The organism is Enterococcus sp. 9E7_DIV0242 (assembly GCF_002140975.2).
GTDB lineage: Bacteria > Bacillota > Bacilli > Lactobacillales > Enterococcaceae > Enterococcus_L > Enterococcus_L clewellii.
This window is the reverse complement of the sequence record NZ_CP147247.1, coordinates 440,159-460,641: the sequence shown is the minus strand read 5'-3', so window position 1 is coordinate 460,641 and position 20,483 is coordinate 440,159. Positions and strand designations below refer to the sequence as shown.

The window sequence follows — 20,483 nt, the reverse complement described above, 5'->3', positions numbered from 1 at the left end:
AATTATTTTCGGTCTGTTATACTATATCCATAACCTAAACCATGTATATTCATTCTATCATGAATACAGGTTGTTTTTAAAGAAAGAGTGGTTAATTTTATGACAAATGTAAAGATTGTAACGGATTCTTCTTGTACGATGAGAAAAGAAGTGCGAGATGATTTGAACATTCACATGATGCCCTTATCTGTGATGATAGATGGCGTTGTTTATCCAGATGACGATAATTTGGAGGGCGAGCGCTTCATGGCAATGATGGAAACAGCCAAAGCTTTACCAAAAACCAGCCAACCTCCAATCGGAGAGTTTGTTGAGCTTTATGATGAACTTGGGAAAGATGGCAGTGAAATCATTTCTATTCATATGACAAAGGGGCTCAGTGGAACAGTAGAAGCAGCTAGACAGGCGGGCAATCTGAGCGCAAGTAAAGTAACTGTGATCGATAGCGATTTTACGGACCAAGGACTTTCTTTTCAAGTAATTGCAGCAGCAAAAATGGCCGAAGAGGGTGCGAGCGCTGCAGAAATTTTAGCAGAAATCGAACGAATCAAAGAAAATACAAAATTATATATTGGTATTTCAACATTGGACAACTTAGTCAAAGGCGGACGAATCAGTCGAGCAACAGGTTTACTTTCAAATGTTTTCAATATGAAAGTTGTGATGGACTTCGACCATTCAGAATTGATCCCTGTTGTAAAAGGACGGGGTGTCAAAACATTCAATAAATGGTTTGAAGAGCTGAAATCAGAGCTGGAAAAAATCTCTAATATTCGTCAAATTGGTATTTCTCATGCAGAAGGCTTAGAGTTGGCAAATTACTTCAAGGATGGATTGCAAAAACTGTTTCCAGATATGGATATCCCTGTTTTGCACACAAATCCAGTCATTGCTACTCACACAGGTAAAGGTGCATTTGCGATCATGTATTACACAAATTAAGTAGATGATGTGTAGGGTGGGACTTAATCGAACCGGTTGATGTCTCGCCCTTTAAGTTACAATTGATTACATAGTCCAGCCAATCCTACACTTAAAAATAGAAGGTGTAAATGATTGATTACGCTGAATGGATACAACGATGGATTCTTTCAATGAAAGAGGGATAAAATGAAACAATTGATTCACAAAAAATGGGTCATGGTTTTGCTTCCTTTGGGAACGGCGTTGATAACAACTCTTCTGCTCCTACTACTGATTCCCAAAGCACAGCCCTATTTTAATACCCAAAATACAGAAAATCGAAATAAAGATAACAAAGAAATCATAAAATATGTAGCAATCGGAGATTCCTTAACAGAGGGCGTGGGCGATTCGACCAGCGCGGGAGGGTTTATTCCAATTGTTGCCAAAGATATTCAAGAAAAATTCCAACTAAATGCCGTAGAAATTGAAAATTTCGGAAAGAACGGTGATCGTAGTGACCAAATCTTGAAGCGAATCAAGAAGAGTGATGAGATTCAAAAGCAGCTTGGCGAAGCAGACATGATTACCTTAACAGTTGGTGGAAATGATCTTATGAAGGTTATCAAAGGTGATGTGTTCAACTTAACAGTCCAGTCATTTGATAAACCGTTAGTCAGTTATCAGAAGCAAATGACTGCTTTGCTGGATGAAATTCGAAGCTACAATGAAAAAGCACCTGTTTATGTTTTGGGCATTTACAACCCATTTTATTTATACTTTCCTGAAATCACAGAGATGCAGCAAATTGTTACGAACTGGAATACAGGGACAGAGGAGGTCGTTAATGAGCAGAATAATATGTACTTTATCCCTATCAATGACCTCCTATATAAAGGTGTAGATGGTGATGTAGGTATTACCGGTTCCGAGGAGGAAAGTGGTAATACAGGGGATGTAGTAAACAATGCGATTTATGAAGAAGATCATTTCCATCCCAATAACCTCGGCTATCAGCTTATGGCGAATGCGGTAAGGCAGAAAATGATTGAGACCAAAGCAGATTGGCTGATTAAAGGAGTGAATGATTAGAATGACTGAAGATACAAAGAAGAAGCAGCCTCAAAAAAAGAACAAAGAAAAGCAGTCAAAAAAGAGCAAAATGGCGAAAACGATCAATCCATGGAAACTCGCATTTCTTGGATTGATCGGCGTCCTTGTTGGGTTCCTTCTTTTCATAGGGATCAGAGCGACTCAGGTCAGAGAACCTGACTTTGATTCGTCAAAAATTGCTAAAAGAAGCGGCAACCCAGTGTTGACGATCCAATCAAATAAGCAGCAAATCAATGAACTGATTGCTTTTTATTTAGACGATTTTCAAAAAAATTCTGATGTAACCTATGATTTTTATTTGGAAAACGAAGCAATGTTGGCAGGAAATTTCAAGATACTGGGTCACCCTATTCAGTTTAATCTGTATTTTGATCCTTATGTAATGGATAACGGAAATGTCCAGCTGAAAGCTAAGAGCCTTTCTATCGGAACTTTGGGTTTACCTATTAGAGATATTCTGGGATTTGTACAGCGAGACTATAATCTACCTGATTGGGTAGAGGTTATGCCGGAAGACAAATACATTTTATTGCGACTAGATAAATTTCAAATGCAAAACGGATTATTTATTCATGCAGATAAAATCAATTTGATCGATGATGATATTCGAGTTAGTATTTATCTACCTGAAACAACGAATAGCAGTTCGAAAACAACAGAAACATCTTCTTCGAGTGAGTAGAGAGGAGACAAAGAATGAGAGAAAAAGCGATTTTTGCAGGAGGCTGTTTTTGGTGCATGATCCAGCCTTTTGACCAACAGCCGGGAATCCATGCTATCGTTTCAGGCTATACAGGCGGCCATGTGCCGAATCCAACCTATGAACAGGTCAAAAGCCATTCAACGGGGCATACAGAAGCAGTGGAAATTGAGTTTGATCCAGCAATCATCTCATATGAAGCATTAGTGGAGATCTATTGGCAACAGACGGACCCTACTGATGCCTTAGGGCAATTTGAGGATCGTGGTGACAACTATCGTCCAGTGATTTTTTATCAGAATGAGCAACAGAAAAAAATAGCTGAAAAAAGTAAAGCAGCGTTAGAAAACAGTGGGAGATTCAAAGAAGCAATCGTTACCACAATAGAGCCCGCAGTAACATTTTATCCTGCCGAGGAGTATCATCAGGATTTTTATAAAAAAGATCCGGAGCGTTACGAAGATGCCCATCAAGTGCGTGGCGAATTTTTAAAAGAAAACTGGGAGAGTACGTTATAGATGAGAAGAAGCTTTTACCATTACCTGATTACCTTAAAGGGTCCGGCAGCGAACGACGAAACTCAGTTTGCCAATGCGGCGGCCAAAGATATCCGATTTCCCAAGCATTCTGAGGACTATCACGAGATTTCCAGCTATTTAGAGATGGAAGTAAACTATTTACCAACGATGACTGTTTTTGATGAGCTGTGGGAGAAGTATCTGGAAAACAACCGATAATTTATATAAAAAGACCTTTCTCCATCGCAAAGATGTGGAAAGGTCTTTTTAGCTGATTGTTTTCAGAAAATTGTTTGAGACTTGATTCGATTTTATAGGTAGTACCACATAGAATACTTTCTTCTCTCCTCTTTTTTCATCTTCCTTTTCATGGTAAACTATAGAGATTGGGACCTAGTTGTAAGAGCAGGTAGAGAGAGGAAAAAAGAATGAAGAAGCGACAGAAAATTCCATACTATCAATATATTATTTCGCTTGTCTGTACAGCAGTTATTGTTGGTGGAGGAAGTTATACATACTTTAATTACAAATTTACTTCTTATGTATCTAGCCAAACGCATGAGGTAGCAGAACTGAAGGAAGTCCATGAATTATATAATGATATCCTCACGAGCTATGTTGGAGAAGTAAAGCGTAATGAACTGGTAGAAGGTGCACTTAAAGGAATGATGGACTCTTTGGAAGATCCTCATTCTGCTTATTTGAAGGAAGAAGAATCTTCTGATTTGAATGATGAGGTTTCCGGAAGCTTCGAGGGAATTGGTGCTAGCTTAGGGAAAAAAGACGAGATGCTAAAAGTTATGGAAGCCCCTGTAGAAGGCTCACCTGCTGAAAAAGGTGGGCTGAAGGTCGACGATACGATTCTAAAAATCGATGGACGGCCTGTTGGAGAAGAGACGTTAACAGAAGCAGTCAAGCAGATACGAGGCGAAAAGGGTACCAAAGTGCAGTTAACAATCGAGCGAGAGGGGACAACCTTTGATGTTGTTCTTACCCGAGATACAATCCCGTTAACAACAATCACCACTACTCTTGATGAGAATCCTAAAATTGGTACAATTAGGATTACTTCTTTTGGAGGAAAAACCTTTAGTGAGTTGAAAACTGCAGTCAAGGACTTACGAAAAGAAGGTGCGAAGTCATTCGTGATCGATCTCAGACAGAATCCGGGAGGCTTATTGGATCAAGTAGAAAAAATGGCGAGTATGTTTTTAAAAAATGATGACGTAATTGTTCAATTTGAAGATAAAAATAAAAATATGATTGCACACAAAGCTTCCTCTAAATTAGATGGTGGGTTTAAAGTTGAGGAGCCTGTAATTGTTCTTGTTGACGGAGGAAGTGCCAGTGCATCAGAGATATTTGCGGCTGCACTAAAAGAATCGGCAGATGTAGAAATTGTCGGCACTCAAACCTATGGCAAAGGAACAGTTCAAACTGTCAAAAGTATTAGTGAGAAGACAAGCATGAAATTATCCATACTGAAATGGTTAACGCCAAATGGGAATTGGATCAATGAAAAAGGGTTGAAGCCAACCATTGAAGCGGACTACCCAGAGTATGCTTATCTTTCACCAATATCGAGAAGCCATGTGCTCCAGAATGGGGAAGATTCGGAAGTGATCACTAATCTAAATAAGCTGTTGAAGGCCTTGGCATACGATGTCAATGAGACTTCGGTTTTTGATGATAAAACACAAGCAGCTGTTGAAGGTGTTCAAAGTGCGCAAGGATTGCCGGTAACAGGACAGGTCGATGATCAAACTGCCGGAACAATTGAAACATTGCTGAGAATAAAAATCCAAGAAATCGATCCGGCACATGATAAGGCGATAGAATTATTATCCAAGTAGGTTGATGAACCAAAAACATTATTTTTTCAAAAAAATTCGTTATACTATTAATGGAAGTAGGGAAAGAAATGAAAAAAAAGAGGAAATATATCGGATACTTCATGTCCTTTATAAAGCTACTGATCCCCTCCCTTGTTCTATTATTTATTATAAGAGGATTTATCTTGATTCCTGTACCCATAGACGGAAGTTCTATGGAGAAAAATCTTAGCCAGGGAGATATGGTACTAATGGAAAAATACACATCAATAAACCGTTTTGATGTCATTGTTTTTCAGTTGCCAGATGGCGAAATTTACGTAAAAAGGGTGATTGGACTCCCAGGAGATTCTGTTCGATTTGAAGAGGATCAGCTTTACATCAATGGAGAAGAAATGGCCGAACCATTTTTAAAAAATAACAAGCTAAAGCAGTATGATAACAAGCCATACACAACAAATTTCGAACTTTCGGATTTAATCAATCAAGAGAAGCTGGATGAAGACCATTACTTCGTCTTAGGCGATAATCGTAGAATGTCTAAAGATAGCCGCTCATTTGGTGCGGTCGAGAGCAAATACATTATCGGAAAAGCAAGATTCGTTTATTATCCATTGAAGCACATAAAATTTATTAATTAGATAGGTGAATGACATGACAATACAATGGTTCCCCGGCCACATGGCCAAAGCCCGAAGAGAAGTATCAGAAAAAATAAAATTTGTAGATATTGTTTTTGAATTGATTGATGCCAGACTGCCTCTATCCTCAAGAAATCCTATGATGGATCAGATTGTTCAACAGAAGCCTCGGCTAGTGTTATTGAACAAAGGTGATCTTGCAGATCCTGATCAAAGTAAAAAGTGGCAAGAGTATTTTCAGAAAAAAGGATTTCATACACTGATCATTAATTCTCAACAAAGTCAGGGAACAAACAAGATCATCAATGAAGCAAAGAAAGCCTTAAAAGAGAAAATCGAGCGAGATAAGCGACGGGGGATTAAACCGAGAGCAATTCGAGCAATGTGTATCGGAATTCCAAATGTTGGGAAATCAACATTGATGAATCGTCTGGTAGGAAAGAAGATAGCGCAAACTGGAAACAAACCGGGTGTGACCAAGGGACAGCAGTGGTTGAAATCTGGAAAAGATCTTGAGCTTTTAGATACACCTGGTATTCTGTGGCCGAAGTTTGAAGATCCTGAAATCGGAAAAAAACTGGCATTGACTGGTGCGATAAAGGACCAGCTACTGCATTTTGATGACTTGGCGATTTATGGCTTGGAGTTCTTTGCACGTTTTTATCCGGAACGTTTGATGACACGTTATCAGCTTTCGGAAGAAGATATTTTTCTGCCATCAGCAGAACTGTTGATATTGATTAGTAAAAAGAGAGGTTTCAAGGATGATTACGATCGTGCAAGTGAAATGATCGTCCAAGAGATTCGGAGTGGAAAGCTAGGCACGTATACATTGGATCGTCGGGAAGAGTTAGGAGCAGTTGAGGATGAAGCATGAGTCAATCAAAGAAATCAAAGAAGCACTAAAGGATGTTCATTCACGGGAAGATGAGCGACTGGCAATCTGGCAAAAGGATGAGCGCTCCGGTGTGCAGCTGGCATTAAGCCAGTGGGAACGACGAATGCTGAAGAGTGAGAAAGAAAAAGCTTTATTAAAAGAACTGTCTATCTTTGAGAACGAGGCAAAGGCTGAGGGCTATCGATTGATTGCCGGAATTGACGAAGTAGGACGTGGGCCGTTAGCGGGTCCGGTTGTTGCAGCAGCGGTCATCCTCCCGGAAAACTGTGAGCTTTTGGGTGTCAACGATTCTAAACAGCTTTCATTGAAAAGAAGAGAAGAGCTATATGAACAGATCCAGACACAAGCTATATCAATTGGGATAGGTGTTGTCTGCCATGAAGAAATCGATAAAATAAATATCTATCAAGCAAGTAAAAAGGCAATGATAATGGCTGTCGAAGACCTGGATTTTGTCCCGGATTATTTGCTGATCGATGCCATGGAACTGGAGCTTAAGCTACCTCAGAAAAAATTGATCAAGGGAGATGCACGCTCTGTATCGATTGCTGCTGCCAGTATTATTGCAAAAGTTTGCCGAGATCGATTGATGGAAGACTATGCAAAGATGTTTCCGGGATACGGCTTTGAAAAAAATGCCGGCTATGGAACAAAAGAGCATTTAGAAGGACTCCAAAAGATTGGTATCTGTCCAATTCACAGGAAAACATTTGCTCCTATAAAAAACTTATACCAAAAATAAATGATAACGACCTTCTTTTGCAAATACTACTACAAGAGAGTATTTGAAAGGAAGGTTTTTTATGGAGCAAGCAATCAAAGATTTAGTCTTTCGCCTAACCAATTGTCAAGGGATTGGGAACATAGGAATATTGAGGATTTTAAAATTTATTTTGGAAAAAGAATACATAGACTTTACCAAAGAAGAACTAATTAGGCTTGGTGCGATCACAAAATATAGAGAAAATTTTATTCACTCTTGGGATCAGTGGGCGGGAGCAGGAGAACAGCTTCTTCGTTTTCAGCAACAACACCAATTTTTAACGATCCTTGATAGGCAATTTCCAGCGAATTTAAAGGAGATATACAACTGTCCGGCCATTCTCTTTTACCGTGGCGACCTGGAGCTTTTGACAAAGAAGTCCTTATCCTTCGTTGGTGCAAGAAATGCATCTCCCTATGGATTCCAAGTAGTACGTGAGTTCATTCCTACATTGGTTGCTGAGGAGATTGTCATTGTCAGTGGTTTAGCAAAAGGAATAGATAGCAGCTGTCACGAGGCAACGATCAAAAATGGCGGGCAGACAATTGGTGTCATCGGCACAGGACTTGATCAATGTTATCCGGCAGAAACAGCTTTTTTACATAATAAAATTGCAAAAGAACACCTGCTTCTTAGTGAGTATCCCAATGGAACCAAGCCAAAAAGACATCATTTTCCAATGAGAAATCGGATTATTGCCGGCTTAAGCAGTGGAACCTGTCTAATCGAAGCTAGCAAAAAAAGTGGTTCGTTGATTACGGCTCAAGCGGCAATGGAGTATGGACGAGAGGTTTTTGCTGTTCCGGGAAACATTTTTCTTCCGCATTCTGAAGGTAGTCATTCTTTGATTTCCGAAGGGGCGACCTGTGCATTTTCTCCGCAAGATATCCTAAATCAAATCAACTTTTTTTATTAGTTCGCTATATCAATCCTTGACAAACACAAAATGAATAGATATGATGAACTACGATTTGTGAGTTTATACTGTATACCTATATAAATTTTGCTAAAGAAGCAAAAGGTATCCTGATTTCTCTTGTAATTCTTCCTTCTTAAGGATACTCTTTGTGAGTAGCTTCCTTTAATAGACTTATATATAGTAGAAACAGGAAATTTGAAAGGAGACGCACATTGAATGGCGTATAAATATCTAGTTATTGTGGAATCACCTGCAAAAGCTAAAACAATTGAAAAATATTTAGGTAGAAACTATAAAGTAGTTGCGAGTGTTGGTCATATCCGCGATTTACCAAAAAGTAAAATGGGGATTGATTTTGAAAATAATTATGAGCCGCACTATATTTCGATTCGTGGAAAAGGCGACATCATTAAAGGCTTGAAAGCAGCTGCGAAAAAAGCTGACAAAGTTTATCTCGCAGCCGATCCGGATAGAGAAGGGGAAGCTATTGCTTGGCATTTGTCCCACTTATTAGGATTAGATTTGAAGGATAAAAACCGAGTAGTTTTCAATGAAATCACTAAAGATGCTGTAAAAGCAGCCTTCAAAGAACCTCGTGCTATCAATATTGATTTAGTTGATGCGCAACAGGCTCGTCGTGTACTGGATAGAATTGTAGGCTATTCAATCAGTCCGATTCTATGGAGAAAGGTCAAAAAAGGCCTCAGTGCCGGTCGCGTACAGTCAGTTGCTCTAAAAATCATTATTGATCGTGAACAGGAAATTAGAAAATTTGTTCCGGAAGAATATTGGAGCATTGATGGAAACTTCCAAAAAGGCAAAAAGAAATTCAAGGCTAATTTTTGGGGCTTGGATGGGAAAAAGAAGAAGCTGCCAAATCCAGCTGCAGTGAAAGAAGTAACAGACCGCATTGATGGAAAAGAATACGAAGTAGCTAAAGTTGAAAAGAAGGAACGCAAGCGGAATCCGGCGTTGCCATTTACAACGAGTAGTTTGCAACAGGAAGCGGCGAGAAAACTAAATTTTCGGACCAGAAAAACAATGATGGTCGCACAACAGCTTTACGAAGGAATTGCCCTAGGGAAGCAAGGAACTGTGGGCTTGATCACTTACATGCGTACGGACTCGACCAGACTAGCTGATTCTGCAAAAGCTGAAGCTGCTCAGTTTATTGAAGAGACATATGGGAAAGAATACTCTGCACACGGCGGACGAAAGACAAAAAATGCGCAAGGTGCACAAGATGCCCATGAGGCAATTCGTCCATCTAGTGTTTTACGTACTCCGGATGAAGTCAAACAATACCTAGATAAGGATCAGTTGAAGCTCTATACACTGATTTGGTCAAGAATGGTAGCTAGTTTGATGACACCCGCAGTTTTAGATACAATGAAAGTCACCTTGAAGCAAAATGGGGTAATCTTCATTGCAAATGGATCGAAAGTGAAATTCAAAGGCTTCATGCAGGTCTATGTTGAAGGACGAGATGACGGGAAAGAAGATAAAGAAAATATTCTACCTGATATGGCAGAAGGCGATACTGTTTTGGCTGTTGATATCGAACCAAAACAACACTTCACACAACCACCGGCTCGTTTTAGTGAAGCGACTTTGATTCGTACGTTAGAAGAAAACGGTGTGGGTCGACCATCTACTTATGCCCCTACATTGGAAACCATTCAACGTCGTTATTATGTAAAATTGACAAATAAACGGTTTGAACCCACAGAGCTTGGCGAAATCGTTAATGGTCTAATTGTAGAATTCTTCCCGAAAATCGTCGATGTTCACTTCACAGCATCAATGGAAGATGACCTTGACCATGTGGAAGAAGGAAAAGAAAAATGGATCGAAGTCATCGATCAGTTCTATAAACCGTTTGAAAAAGAATTGGTTGTTGCTGAAGAGAAAATTGAAAAAATTCAGATCAAGGATGAACCTGCAGGATTCGACTGTGATCTTTGTGGCCATCCAATGGTCATAAAGCTTGGTAAATATGGAAAATTCTATGCCTGCAGCAACTTCCCGGACTGCCGCAACACGAAACCAATTGTTAAAGAAATTGGTGTCACATGTCCGGTTTGTCATGAAGGTCAGGTTATCGAACGTAAATCTAAGAAAAACCGCATTTTCTATGGCTGCAGCCGTTACCCTGACTGCGAATTTACTTCTTGGGACAAACCAATTGGAAGAAACTGTCCGAAATGTAAGGAGTATCTTGTTGAGAAGAAGGTTAAAGGTGGGAAACAAGTCGTTTGTATCAACGGTGATTACGAAGAAAACGTTCAAAAATAAAGCACTTCAAAAAGAATAGTTAGAATAGAACAGACGAGCTTGATGCACTCGCAGATTTTAACCAGCATTAAGCATTGCACGGATGGTAGAAGAAATATTCTACCAGCTATACAGTTGTAAATATACGAAGAGTCTGATTGTTCAGGCTCTTCAAATTTTTGGATGAAATGAGGATGAACATGGTAAAAACAGTAACAGTAATTGGTGCCGGTCTTGCCGGAAGTGAGGCAGCTTGGCAGGTTGCACAAGCCGGGGTTCCCGTAACGCTTTATGAAATGCGTCCGGTCAAAAAGACACCAGCGCACCAAACAGAGGAATTTGCTGAGTTGGTCTGCTCCAATTCACTTAGAGGAAATGGCCTGACTAATGCAGTAGGAGTGCTAAAGGAAGAAATGCGTCAGCTAGATTCTATCATTATTGGTTCTGCTGATGAGACAGCTGTTCCTGCTGGTGGCGCACTTGCCGTCGATCGCGACAATTTCTCGAAAATGATTACAGAGAAAATTAAAAATCATCCATTAATTACTATAAAAAATGAAGAAATTACAGATATACCAGAAGGAATCACGATTCTTGCGACAGGTCCGTTGACTTCTGAAAGCCTGTCTGAAAAAATCAAAGAATTCAACGGCTCCGAAGGATTCTATTTTTACGATGCGGCAGCACCGATTATTGATAAATCGACAATCGATATGGATAAAGTATATTTGAAATCTCGCTATGACAAGGGCGAAGCAGCGTATCTGAACTGTCCGATGTCCGAAGAAGAATTTAATAAGTTTCATGATGCATTAGTTAATGCGGAAGTTGTCCCATTGAAGACTTTTGAAAAAGAGAAATTCTTTGAAGGGTGTATGCCTATTGAAGTTATGGCAAAACGCGGCATTAAGACGATGTTGTTTGGACCAATGAAGCCTGTTGGTTTGGAAGACCCTAAGACTGGGAAACGTCCCTACGCTGTGATTCAGTTGAGACAGGATAATGCAGCGGCATCTCTATACAACATTGTCGGCTTCCAGACGCATTTGAAGTGGGGCGAACAGAAACGAGTATTCCAGATGATTCCGGGGCTTGAAAATGCAGAGTTCGTCCGTTATGGTGTTATGCATCGTAATAGCTTTATGAACTCACCGGAGTTATTGCTTCCTACTTATCAATCGAAGCAACGCCAAGATCTATTTTTCGCTGGGCAAATGACAGGTGTTGAAGGCTATGTGGAAAGTGCAGCAAGTGGTTTGTTAGCTGGAATCAATGCTGCTCGTTTAGCTAAAGAGGAAGAACCGATTGTTCTGCCGAGAGAAACGGCAATGGGGAGCATGGCATACTACATTACGCATGCAGAAGGAAAACATTTCCAACCAATGAATGCCAACTTTGGTCTGTTTCCTGAGATGCCAACACGAATCAGAGATAAAAAGGAACGTTATGAAGCAATTGCGCAACGTGCCTTAGCTGCTCAGAAAGAAGTTATCGCTGAAATAAAAGGCAAGTAACTCTGATGCAAGTGACGTTAAAACAAGAAGAAGACAGGGCAATCGTTCCGTTTTTTTCTTGTTTTTTTGTTCTTTAATTTGTAAAGAGATATGGCGGACCTTAAGAAAAATGGTTGAATTGTGAACAAATTTAGAAATATTGATTAAATTCTGACAATTCATTTGTCTTTTGAAATTCGTTATGCTACAGTAACAATGTAATTACTGGAGGGGGTTTCATGACAGAAAAGAATTGGCCGGATTTGTTTTTCAATTATCTAATTGTTGAACGAGGCTACTCCGAAAAAACAAAGATTGCCTATGAAAATGATTTGAATCAATTCATGACATTTTTGCAAAAATCAGGCAGTGAAGACTACTTATCCATTGATCATCTGGATGTGCGAACCTATCTAAGTGAGCTCTATGATAAGAAGTACAGTCGAAACTCTGTAGGCCGGAATGTTGCCAGCCTACGTTCTTTTTATCAGTTTCTTTTGAAAAATGAGCAGATCGAAGAGAATCCATTTTCCTATGTCCATCTGAAAAGAAAGCAACAGCGTCTACCTCGGTTCTTCTATGAAAAAGAAATGACCGCTCTTTTTGACAGTGCACAAGGAGAGAAGCCTTTGGAATTGAGAAATCAAGCATTATTGGAAATCCTGTATGGTACGGGTATTCGATTAAGCGAATGTGCAACGTTAACGATTGAGCGAGTTGATTTTTCTATGAGCACATTGTTTGTGACTGGAAAAGGGAACAAAGATCGCTATGTTCCGTTTGGTTCCTTTGCCGCAGACACATTGACCAACTATCTGGAAAACGGTCGCAAGCCTGTGATGGAAAAATACGGAAAAGAACATAATTACATTTTTATCAATCACCGAGGAGATCCAATCACCCCGAGAGGGATCGAATATGTATTGAATCAGCTCATAAAGAAAAGCAGCTTGAACATGGATATCCATCCTCATATGCTGCGCCATACATTCGCAACACATTTACTAAATAATGGGGCAGATATGCGAACGGTTCAGGAACTATTAGGGCATGTAAATTTATCAACCACTCAAATTTATGCCCATGTCACAAGAGAAAGCTTACAAAAGAATTATCGAACATTTCATCCTCGCGCGTAGTGAGGGTGTCAAGGAGGAAGTATATATGGTAGAATCACAATTTCACTCAACAACGATTTGTGCGGTTGAAAAAGATGGGACATTTGCTATGGCCGGTGATGGTCAGGTAACAATGGGAGAATCTGTTGTTATGAAAGGCAGTGCAAAGAAGGTGCGACGTATCTATAATGATGAAGTTGTCGTTGGCTTTGCGGGTAGTGTCGCAGATGCATTTACATTAGAAGAAAAATTCGAAGGAAAATTGAATGAATACAACGGCAATCTGACCCGTGCAGCAGTTGAGCTGGCACAGGAATGGCGGACACAGCAATCCATGCAAAAGCTGGAAGCGATGCTGATTGTTATGAATAGCAAAGAAATGCTTCTTGTTTCAGGAACAGGAGAGGTCATCACACCAGATGATGGCATTCTGGCAATTGGTTCCGGTGGGAATTTCGCCTTATCTGCTGCTCGTGCAATGAAACAGTATGGTGACAAAGACATGCCGGCGAAAGAGATTGCAAAAAATGCGTTAAATATCGCAGCAGACATTTGTGTGTTTACAAATCATAATATTATCGTAGAAGAATTATAAATGAGGGATCGAATATGACAGAATTGAATAAAACACCAAGAGAAATCGTCAAAGAGTTAGATGAATATATTATTGGCCAAAACAGCGCCAAAAAATCGGTGGCTGTGGCTTTAAGAAACCGCTACCGTCGGATGCAGTTGGATGAGCAAATGCAGCAAGATGTGACACCCAAGAATCTATTGATGATTGGACCGACTGGGGTTGGTAAAACAGAAATTGCCCGTCGTCTCGCGAGCATCGTCAACGCACCATTCATAAAAGTTGAAGCAACAAAATTTACAGAAGTCGGTTATGTAGGCCGTGACGTAGAATCTATGGTCAGAGACCTTGTTGAAAATGCAATAAAAATCGTAGAGAAACAACAATATAGCAACGTATATGCACAGGCACTGAAGCGTGCCAATAATCGGTTGGTCAAAGCGTTGGTTCCTGGCATCAAGAAGGAACAGAAGCAGACCGGTAATCAATTTGAACAGATGATGAAGATGTTCAATGCACAACAACAAGCTGATGAACCTCAAGAAGAAGTGACAGAAGAGATCAAGGTCAATCGAAAAACGGTGTTGGACCAACTAGAACGAGGCTTACTTGATAAACGAGAAGTAACCATCGAAATCGATGAACCGAAGAAGACGATGCCGACAATGAATGCTGGTATGGAACAAATGGGGATCGATCTGAATGAAACATTAGGTGCGCTTTCTCCTAAGAAAAAAGTAGAACGCACAGTTTCAGTTAAAGAAGCCCAAGAGCTGTTAGTGAGAGAAGAGTCTGCTAAAATCGTCAATGACGCGGATATTCATAGTGAAGCAATCAAGCTGGCAGAATCTAGTGGGATTATCTTCATCGATGAATTTGATAAAATCACAACGAAAAATCAACAAAATTCAGGTGAGGTTTCACGAGAAGGTGTGCAGCGGGATATTTTACCGATTGTTGAAGGCTCACAGGTAAATACGAAATATGGCGTAATCCAGACAGACCACATTCTGTTTATTGCTTCCGGTGCGTTCCATCTTTCAAAACCAAGTGATTTAATACCAGAATTGCAAGGCCGTTTCCCGATTCGTGTGGAACTGGAGGATCTTACTGCAGAAGACTTTGTTCGTATACTGACAGAGCCAAATAACGCACTGATCAAACAGTATATTGCGTTGATCGGTACGGAAAACGTAAAAGTTACCTTTACGCAGGAAGCGATTGAACGAATTGCAACGATTGCTTTTGATGTAAATAGAGACACAGATAACATTGGTGCCAGAAGACTTCATACTATTTTAGAACGTTTATTAGAAGAGCTTCTCTTTGAAGCACCTGATATGCAGATGGGGGAAATAACCATTACCGAAGCTTATGTTGACGAGAAATTAGACAACATCGCGAAAAATGAAGATTTAAGTCGTTATATTTTATAAAAGAAGAGGAGTACGAAAAAATGGAAACATTATTGGATCGCACGCGTCAGATCAATCGTTTGCTTCAACAGAAGAACACGTTTGATTTGGAAGCGGATTTGCCTTATGGCAAGATGGCAACAATTTTAGGGGATATCTTAGTGAGTAATGCCTATGTTATCAGCAGCAATGGGGAGCTGTTAGGTTATAACGAAAAACTAGATGTGAACAATGCCCGTGTCAAACATATGTTTGAGGAAAAGCAATTTCCTCAAAATTATACAGACGCAGTAGCTGTTCTGCAAAAAACAGAAGCTAACATCCCGATCAATAGTGATCTTACGGCTTTTCCAATCGAACTAAGAGAAGAGTATCCTAATGGCTTAACGACAGTTATTCCTATTTATGGTGCAGGGGAACGTCTAGGAACGATTATTCTGGCTCGAATGGAAGAATCTTTCGCAGACGAGGATCTTGTGCTTGCTGAATATGGTGGGACTGTGGTTGGGATGCAGATCCTTTACCAGAAATCCCGAAGCATTGAAGCTGAGGTACGTAGTGCAACTGCTGTGCAAATGGCAATCAATACGTTATCCTACAGTGAGTTAAAAGCTGTACAGGCGATATTTAATGCGTTAGAGGGGGACGAGGGACGTCTTACGGCATCTAGTATTGCAGACGAAATCGGCATCACTCGTTCTGTCATCGTCAATGCTCTTAGAAAATTGGAATCAGCAGGTATTATTGAGTCACGTTCACTAGGCATGAAGGGAACTTACTTGAAAATACTGAACAAGCAGTTTATCAAAGAACTGGATAAAAAGCGGAAGTAGGGAGAACAATGACCGTTATTATTGAAAACGAAAAACTTATAGCGACAATTGCTGAAGATGGAGCTGAGCTAATCAGCTTAAAGGCAAAAGAAACCGGTTTGGAATATATTTGGCAGGGAGACCCTAAATTTTGGGGGAGACATGCGCCAGTTTTGTTCCCCTTTGTTGGGCGATTGAAAGATGATAGCTATAGCTATCAAGGACAGACTTACCCAATGGGACAGCATGGATTTGCTCGAGATCAAGTCTTTGAGGTTATTGAAAAAGGACCTGAGATGGTTTCTCTGTTACTCAAAAGCTCAAAAGAATCAAAAAAAATCTATCCTTTTGATTTTGAACTGGTTCTGACTTATACATTGGAAGACGCTGGTATCATCGTTGGTTATCAAGTAGAGAATACCGGAACAGAAGAAATGTTGTTTTCAATTGGTGGTCATCCGGCGTTCAATATTCCTTTAGAAGAATCGCTGTCATTCACAGACTATTATTTGTCCTTTGAACCGAAAATCGATCGGGTACAGTTACCATTAGAAGGTCCTTTTGTTGATTTGGAGCATAAAACATTAGGTCAAACAAGCGTGGATGTTGATTTTAAACGTGAACTGTTTGAAAAGGATGCCTTGATTTATGAGACCCCTGGGAAAACTGAAATTGCTTTTAAGACAGATAAAGGTGCGCATAGCCTTCATTTAAAATATGAGGATATTCCATTTGTTGGAATTTGGTCTCCTTATGGTACGGAAGCTCCATTCGTTTGCATCGAACCTTGGTGGGGGATTGCAGATAAAGTAGGAAGCAACGGTGCTTTGATTGACAAATTTGCTATCAATCATTTAGAGCCTCAAAAACTATTTAAAACAAGCTATACGATTTCTGTAAAATAGCAAAGAAGAATGGCAAGAAAAAATAGTGCTGCGTGACAAAATGAGTTGACTCAGTTTGCCATACAGCACTATTCGATTCAAGCTATTCTTTTTTCTTGTTTAACCCAAAAGGTACTCGGTTTTCTGTTCCATTTTTTATTCGGCCGATATTGTCTTTGTGACGGATAAAAATAAAAACGGTCAATCCTCCTGCGATGGCTGTCAACAGCCAGTCGAATTGCGGTAGGATCGTTGGCCAGACAAATGGCAAAATGATTGTAGACAGTGTGATAAGGATCGCACTGACCATACTGGTCACACTAACCATACTTGAAATAAATAGCGTGACAACAAAGATCGTGGCAGAATAAGCAAAGAACAACGGACTGTATCCTAAAATCATGCCAGCACTTGTTGCAACAGCTTTCCCACCTTTAAATTTAGCAAAAATCGGAAACGTATGTCCCAGAACCGCTGCGACACCGAAAATCAATGGATTAACAGATACCGCAAAAATCATCGGTAGGCAGGTAGCAAGTGTCCCTTTTAAAATGTCCATTAGCAGAACAGCAATTCCGGCTTTTTTCCCTAATACTCGAAAGGTATTTGTCGTTCCCATGCTGTTGCTGCCGAATTGGCGAATGTCTTTATCAAAAAATATTTTTCCGACCCATACCCCAGAAGGGATAGAGCCTAACAGATAGGCAATGAGTAGCAAGGCTGCTATTTTCATATTTTTGCCCCTTTCTTTATTCAAACTAATGTTCATTTTATCATGAAAAATTTTCAGGAACAATCATGAATTTTTCATACGAAAGAAATCGGCGATATCGGTTGGTTCATATGGCTTAAACGAGAGAACCAAAACTTAGTGGTCAAAAACAGTTTAATCTATTGGAAATCCCTTTAAATAAGCAAATTATAGAAGGAAATCATTTTCAAAATCATAAAAAAATGCTATCTTAGTATATGTTGATAAGAATCGGATAGATAGCTATAAATAAAGAAAGTAGGACGATCAAGCATGACATTTCAAAACCCAACAGACGAACAAATTTTTTCTTATCTAAGAACTGCTAAAAGAATCGCAGTTGTTGGCTTAAGTAACAAAGAAGAACGAACAAGCTATAAAATAGCACAGCTGCTTCAGGATGAGGGGTATGAAATCATTCCTGTGAATCCTGTTTTAGCAGGTCAGGAAATTTTAGGGGAAAAAGTATACCCGGATTTGATGGCTGTTCCTGGGAAAATTGATATCGTTGATGTTTTCCGAAGAAGCGAGTTTCTTCCAGAAGTAGCAGAGGAATTTCTACAAACAGATGCCACTGTTTTTTGGGCACAGCTGGGCCTGGAAAGCGAAGAGGCAGCAGAGCTGTTGAAAAATGCCGACAGACATGATATCATCATGAATCGTTGCATTAAAATCGAACTGGCAAAAATGTCTTCTTAATTGTTCTACGTATATTATTAAGAAAGAGCAACCCAGACGGAAAGCTCTTTTTTTTTGAGAGCTTTTAGAGTATTATTGTAATGATGCGGCTTGAATGCTGTGAGAATCCAAGTATAAGGAGTTTTTTCTTTGGCAAAAAAGGTAAATAATGAATATAACGATTCATCTATTCAGGTTTTAGAAGGCCTTGAAGCGGTTAGAAAGCGTCCGGGTATGTATATCGGCTCAACAGATAGTCGTGGCCTGCACCATTTGGTTTATGAAATTGTTGATAACGCAGTAGATGAAGCTCTTTCCGGATACGGTGACGAAATAAAAGTAACGATCAATAAAGACAATAGCTTGACGGTGGAAGATTCCGGTCGTGGAATGCCCGTAGGAATGCATGCTTCTGGTATTCCTACTGTTCAAGTCATTTTTACTGTGCTGCATGCAGGTGGTAAATTTGGACAAGGTGGTTATAAAACCTCTGGCGGACTTCATGGCGTGGGGGCCAGCGTTGTAAATGCGTTATCTGAATGGTTAGAGGTTCGGATTGTACGCGATGGCACGGAATATATGGCTCGTTTTGAACATGGCGGTAAGCCAGTTGGCAAGTTGAAAAAAATTGGTAAGACCAAAAAGAAAAATGGAACAGCTGTAACTTTTCTACCTGATGCCAGCATTTTTTCAACAACGAAATTTTCTTATGAAACATTAGCAGGACGTTTGAGGGAATCTGCTTTCCTTCTTCGAGGAGTCAAAATTACGTTGACTGACTTAAGAGAAGATGAACAAAAAGAAGAAGTCTTTCATTATGAAGAGGGAATCAAAGAGTTTGTAGAGTACTTAAATGAAGAGAAGGATTCATTGACACCTGTTATCTATTTTTCCGGGGAAAAAGACGGGATTGAAGTAGAGTTGGCGTATCAATATAATGATGGTTTCTCCGAAAATGTTCTGTCTTTTGTAAATAATGTGCGTACTAAAGATGGCGGAACCCATGAGGTCGGGATGAAAATGTCCATGACAAAATCATATAATGAATATGCTCGAAAAGTTGGCTTGTTGAAAGAAAAGGACAAGAACTTAGAAGGTAGTGACTTCCGTGAAGGCTTGGCAGCTATTTTATCTATACGGGTTCCTGAAAATCTACTTCAGTTTGAAGGTCAGACCAAAGAGAAGCTGGGAACGCCTCTGGCAAGAAATGCGGTTGATACCGCTATAGGGGAGCAAATGGGCTTCTATCTGCAAGAGAATAGCGACATGAGTCAAATGCTGATACGTAAAGCAATCAAGGCCAGAGAGGCCAGAGAAGCGGCACGTAAAGCGAGAGAAGAAAGCCGCAATGGGAAGAAGAAGAAAAAAGGGGAGTCCCTTCTTTCTGGAAAACTGACACCGGCGCAATCAAGAAACCCGAAGAAAAATGAATTGTATTTAGTGGAGGGGGATTCTGCCGGAGGCTCAGCGAAGCAAGGGCGCGATAGAAAGTTCCAAGCGATTCTGCCGTTGCGTGGAAAGGTTTTGAATACTGAAAAGGCTAAAATGCAGGATATCCTGAAAAATGAAGAAATCAATACGATGATCTATACGATCGGTGCAGGTGTGGGCGCAGAATTTTCTGTGGAAGACTGTAACTATGATAAAGTCATCATCATGACCGATGCGGATACAGATGGCGCGCACATCCAAGTACTGTTATTGACATTTTTCTACCGTTACATGAAGCAACTGATCAAAGCAGGTAAGGTATACATCGCTTTACCTCCTTTATATAAAGTATCAAAAGGGTCAGGCAAGAAAGAAGTCCTTGAATACGCCTGGACCGATGAAGAACTAGAAGCTGCGACCAAGAAAATAGGGAAAGGGTATATGTTGCAGCGCTATAAAGGGTTGGGGGAAATGAACGCCGACCAATTATGGGAAACAACGATGAACCCTGAAACAAGAACCTTAATTCGTGTCAATATCGATGAAGATGATAAAGCCGAGCGTCGTGTTAGTACGCTAATGGGTGATAAGGTTCCGCCAAGACGAGAATGGATAGAAAAACATGTCCAGTTCACGATGGAAGAAGAAGGCAGTATTCTAGATAAGCAAAAGGATGAAACAGCGATTGCTGCTCAACCAACAGAAGAGGTTGAAGAAACGGTAACAAACGACAATGGCGAAATCAGCTTGTTTGATTTAGAATAGC

At 40.0% G+C, this 20,483-nt stretch carries 20 protein-coding genes; 19 read left to right on the top strand and 1 reads right to left on the bottom strand.

What is annotated here, in order from left to right:
* The first annotated feature begins 99 nt into the window (after window positions 1-99).
* From A5888_RS02220 to A5888_RS02140, 17 genes are all read left to right on the top strand, one after another.
* Window positions 100-942, top strand: coding sequence for a DegV family protein (locus tag A5888_RS02220; RefSeq protein WP_086347631.1), 843 nt, complete (start codon window positions 100-102; stop codon window positions 940-942).
* 168 nt (window positions 943-1,110) lie between these two features.
* On the top strand, window positions 1,111-1,995 hold the full coding sequence (locus tag A5888_RS02215; RefSeq protein WP_086347630.1) for an SGNH/GDSL hydrolase family protein: 885 nt from the start codon (window positions 1,111-1,113) through the stop codon (window positions 1,993-1,995).
* 1 nt (window position 1,996) lies between these two features.
* On the top strand, window positions 1,997-2,698 hold the full coding sequence (locus A5888_RS02210) for a YpmS family protein (RefSeq protein WP_086347629.1): 702 nt from the start codon (window positions 1,997-1,999) through the stop codon (window positions 2,696-2,698).
* A gap of 14 nt (window positions 2,699-2,712) precedes the next feature.
* Window positions 2,713-3,234 (top strand): peptide-methionine (S)-S-oxide reductase MsrA, encoded by a 522-nt coding sequence (msrA, locus tag A5888_RS02205; protein WP_086347628.1) that lies wholly within the window; start codon window positions 2,713-2,715, stop codon window positions 3,232-3,234.
* A complete protein-coding gene (locus A5888_RS02200) occupies window positions 3,235-3,453 on the top strand; it encodes a YozE family protein (protein WP_086347627.1) in 219 nt (72 codons plus the stop codon). It abuts the gene before it with no gap.
* A gap of 209 nt (window positions 3,454-3,662) precedes the next feature.
* A complete protein-coding gene (locus A5888_RS02195) occupies window positions 3,663-5,087 on the top strand; it encodes a S41 family peptidase (protein ID WP_339101882.1) in 1,425 nt (474 codons plus the stop codon).
* A 68-nt stretch (window positions 5,088-5,155) separates the two neighbouring features.
* On the top strand, window positions 5,156-5,707 hold the full coding sequence (lepB, locus tag A5888_RS02190) for a signal peptidase I (RefSeq protein WP_086347626.1): 552 nt from the start codon (window positions 5,156-5,158) through the stop codon (window positions 5,705-5,707).
* Between the two features lie 13 nt (window positions 5,708-5,720).
* Entirely contained in the window at window positions 5,721-6,584 is an 864-nt protein-coding gene (gene ylqF, locus A5888_RS02185) for a ribosome biogenesis GTPase YlqF (protein ID WP_086347625.1), read from the top strand.
* Window positions 6,574-7,347 carry a ribonuclease HII gene (locus A5888_RS02180; RefSeq protein WP_086347624.1) on the top strand — a complete coding sequence of 258 codons (774 nt, stop codon included), beginning with the start codon at window positions 6,574-6,576 and terminating at the stop codon, window positions 7,345-7,347. The genes ylqF and A5888_RS02180 overlap by 11 nt, the downstream gene beginning before the upstream one ends.
* A 61-nt stretch (window positions 7,348-7,408) precedes the next feature.
* On the top strand, window positions 7,409-8,284 hold the full coding sequence (gene dprA, locus A5888_RS02175) for a DNA-processing protein DprA (RefSeq protein WP_339101881.1): 876 nt from the start codon (window positions 7,409-7,411) through the stop codon (window positions 8,282-8,284).
* A gap of 219 nt (window positions 8,285-8,503) precedes the next feature.
* The gene (gene topA, locus A5888_RS02170) at window positions 8,504-10,582 is read left to right on the top strand and encodes a type I DNA topoisomerase (protein WP_086347623.1); all 2,079 of its coding nucleotides are present in this window, start codon (window positions 8,504-8,506) and stop codon (window positions 10,580-10,582) included.
* Between the two features lie 179 nt (window positions 10,583-10,761).
* Window positions 10,762-12,075, top strand: coding sequence for an FADH(2)-oxidizing methylenetetrahydrofolate--tRNA-(uracil(54)-C(5))-methyltransferase TrmFO (gene trmFO / locus A5888_RS02165; protein WP_086347622.1), 1,314 nt, complete (start codon window positions 10,762-10,764; stop codon window positions 12,073-12,075).
* Between the two features lie 218 nt (window positions 12,076-12,293).
* On the top strand, window positions 12,294-13,193 hold the full coding sequence (gene xerC, locus A5888_RS02160; protein ID WP_086347621.1) for a tyrosine recombinase XerC: 900 nt from the start codon (window positions 12,294-12,296) through the stop codon (window positions 13,191-13,193).
* Window positions 13,194-13,218: 25 nt separating this feature from the next.
* Window positions 13,219-13,767 carry an ATP-dependent protease subunit HslV gene (gene hslV, locus A5888_RS02155; protein WP_086347620.1) on the top strand — a complete coding sequence of 183 codons (549 nt, stop codon included), beginning with the start codon at window positions 13,219-13,221 and terminating at the stop codon, window positions 13,765-13,767.
* A 14-nt stretch (window positions 13,768-13,781) separates the two neighbouring features.
* The gene (gene hslU, locus A5888_RS02150; RefSeq protein WP_086347619.1) at window positions 13,782-15,182 is read left to right on the top strand and encodes an ATP-dependent protease ATPase subunit HslU; all 1,401 of its coding nucleotides are present in this window, start codon (window positions 13,782-13,784) and stop codon (window positions 15,180-15,182) included.
* Between the two features lie 20 nt (window positions 15,183-15,202).
* Window positions 15,203-15,994, top strand: coding sequence for a GTP-sensing pleiotropic transcriptional regulator CodY (codY, locus tag A5888_RS02145; RefSeq protein WP_086347618.1), 792 nt, complete (start codon window positions 15,203-15,205; stop codon window positions 15,992-15,994).
* An 8-nt stretch (window positions 15,995-16,002) separates the two neighbouring features.
* Window positions 16,003-16,878: an aldose 1-epimerase family protein gene (locus A5888_RS02140; protein WP_086347617.1), complete on the top strand. Its 876-nt coding sequence runs from the start codon at window positions 16,003-16,005 to the stop codon at window positions 16,876-16,878.
* A gap of 82 nt (window positions 16,879-16,960) precedes the next feature.
* On the opposite strand, the gene plsY is transcribed toward A5888_RS02140, so the two are convergent.
* Window positions 16,961-17,590 (bottom strand): glycerol-3-phosphate 1-O-acyltransferase PlsY, encoded by a 630-nt coding sequence (gene plsY / locus A5888_RS02135; protein ID WP_339101880.1) that lies wholly within the window; start codon window positions 17,588-17,590, stop codon window positions 16,961-16,963.
* A gap of 291 nt (window positions 17,591-17,881) precedes the next feature.
* Here plsY and A5888_RS02130 point away from each other — a divergent pair, with 291 nt between their 5' ends.
* Both A5888_RS02130 and parE read left to right on the top strand, forming a co-directional pair.
* Window positions 17,882-18,307 carry a CoA-binding protein gene (locus A5888_RS02130; RefSeq protein WP_086347615.1) on the top strand — a complete coding sequence of 142 codons (426 nt, stop codon included), beginning with the start codon at window positions 17,882-17,884 and terminating at the stop codon, window positions 18,305-18,307.
* Between the two features lie 129 nt (window positions 18,308-18,436).
* Complete coding sequence (gene parE, locus A5888_RS02125) at window positions 18,437-20,482, top strand: DNA topoisomerase IV subunit B (protein WP_086347614.1); 2,046 nt, start codon at window positions 18,437-18,439, stop codon at window positions 20,480-20,482.
* Window position 20,483: the final 1 nt, after the last annotated feature.

Excerpts from the sequence above, each read along its gene's own strand:
- ylqF (WP_086347625.1), top strand. The coding sequence starts at position 5,721 with ATGACAATACAATGGTTCCCCGGCCACATGGCCAAAGCCCGAAGAGAA.
- A5888_RS02195 (WP_339101882.1), top strand. The coding sequence starts at position 3,663 with ATGAAGAAGCGACAGAAAATTCCATACTATCAATATATTATTTCGCTT.
- plsY (WP_339101880.1), bottom strand. The coding sequence starts at position 17,590 with ATGAAAATAGCAGCCTTGCTACTCATTGCCTATCTGTTAGGCTCTATC.
- A5888_RS02210 (WP_086347629.1), top strand. The coding sequence starts at position 1,997 with ATGACTGAAGATACAAAGAAGAAGCAGCCTCAAAAAAAGAACAAAGAA.
- A5888_RS02180 (WP_086347624.1), top strand. The coding sequence starts at position 6,574 with ATGAAGCATGAGTCAATCAAAGAAATCAAAGAAGCACTAAAGGATGTT.
- dprA (WP_339101881.1), top strand. The coding sequence starts at position 7,409 with ATGGAGCAAGCAATCAAAGATTTAGTCTTTCGCCTAACCAATTGTCAA.
- A5888_RS02130 (WP_086347615.1), top strand. The coding sequence starts at position 17,882 with ATGACATTTCAAAACCCAACAGACGAACAAATTTTTTCTTATCTAAGA.
- A5888_RS02215 (WP_086347630.1), top strand. The coding sequence starts at position 1,111 with ATGAAACAATTGATTCACAAAAAATGGGTCATGGTTTTGCTTCCTTTG.
- codY (WP_086347618.1), top strand. The coding sequence starts at position 15,203 with ATGGAAACATTATTGGATCGCACGCGTCAGATCAATCGTTTGCTTCAA.
- topA (WP_086347623.1), top strand. The coding sequence starts at position 8,504 with ATGGCGTATAAATATCTAGTTATTGTGGAATCACCTGCAAAAGCTAAA.
- msrA (WP_086347628.1), top strand. The coding sequence starts at position 2,713 with ATGAGAGAAAAAGCGATTTTTGCAGGAGGCTGTTTTTGGTGCATGATC.
- lepB (WP_086347626.1), top strand. The coding sequence starts at position 5,156 with ATGAAAAAAAAGAGGAAATATATCGGATACTTCATGTCCTTTATAAAG.
- hslV (WP_086347620.1), top strand. The coding sequence starts at position 13,219 with ATGGTAGAATCACAATTTCACTCAACAACGATTTGTGCGGTTGAAAAA.
- hslU (WP_086347619.1), top strand. The coding sequence starts at position 13,782 with ATGACAGAATTGAATAAAACACCAAGAGAAATCGTCAAAGAGTTAGAT.
- A5888_RS02200 (WP_086347627.1), top strand. The coding sequence starts at position 3,235 with ATGAGAAGAAGCTTTTACCATTACCTGATTACCTTAAAGGGTCCGGCA.
- A5888_RS02220 (WP_086347631.1), top strand. The coding sequence starts at position 100 with ATGACAAATGTAAAGATTGTAACGGATTCTTCTTGTACGATGAGAAAA.
- trmFO (WP_086347622.1), top strand. The coding sequence starts at position 10,762 with ATGGTAAAAACAGTAACAGTAATTGGTGCCGGTCTTGCCGGAAGTGAG.
- A5888_RS02140 (WP_086347617.1), top strand. The coding sequence starts at position 16,003 with ATGACCGTTATTATTGAAAACGAAAAACTTATAGCGACAATTGCTGAA.
- xerC (WP_086347621.1), top strand. The coding sequence starts at position 12,294 with ATGACAGAAAAGAATTGGCCGGATTTGTTTTTCAATTATCTAATTGTT.